Annotated in this window: 1 protein-coding gene; it reads left to right on the top strand. The window is 45.6% G+C overall.

The genetic code is table 11. The features are described 5' to 3' along the window. The coding region (locus ACFIQE_RS11240; RefSeq protein WP_375707785.1) for a hypothetical protein at nt 1-658 on the top strand (658 nt) is incomplete at both ends.

The following is a 658-nucleotide window of genomic DNA, read 5'->3' on the forward strand; positions in this document are numbered from 1 at the left end:
CGCTTACCAACATGCGTGAAGGTGGAGTTGAAGTTAGCGATAAAGTGGTTTCTCACAGTTACGTGCGAGGAGAATGGAAAAAAACCGAGGTTAGACACCACCAGATAAAGGAAGATGTTGACACTACGATCATTCGTCAGCAGCCTCATTTTACCAATGGAGCTGCACAGATTTTAGTAGGACGTCATCTCACGGTTCATGCCGGCGATATCCGTAATAGCTACAGTTTGATTGCTGCTAATGGCAACATTGAGATGCAGGGTGATACGCTGCTCAATGAGGGGCGCGATTTAACCGAAACAACAAAGATTGTAACTGAAACACATCGCAGGAAGAAACATTGCCACACATTATTAGGAGGGTGTAGTATTACAGGCATAACATATTATGGCAGTACTACTGATACCAAAACAACCGTCCGCACTTATGATGCTGTTTACGGCACGATTGAAGCTGGTGGCACGCTTGATGCCAAGTTGACAGGCTATATTGACAATCATGCGGTGCGTGAGGGGGGTGAGCAAGTTGGCTTAAGCTCTGGCGATAAGGGGTTGGCTGGTGTTAAAAACACCGATTTTGACGGTTCCAAACCACTGATTAGTGATGATCGATTGGACGGTATTATCAATGGTTTGAAAGGGCACAAAGGGCTTTTTGC

The organism is Bartonella sp. AA1HLJMS, assembly GCF_042197445.1.
Classification (GTDB): Bacteria; Pseudomonadota; Alphaproteobacteria; order Rhizobiales; family Rhizobiaceae; genus Bartonella.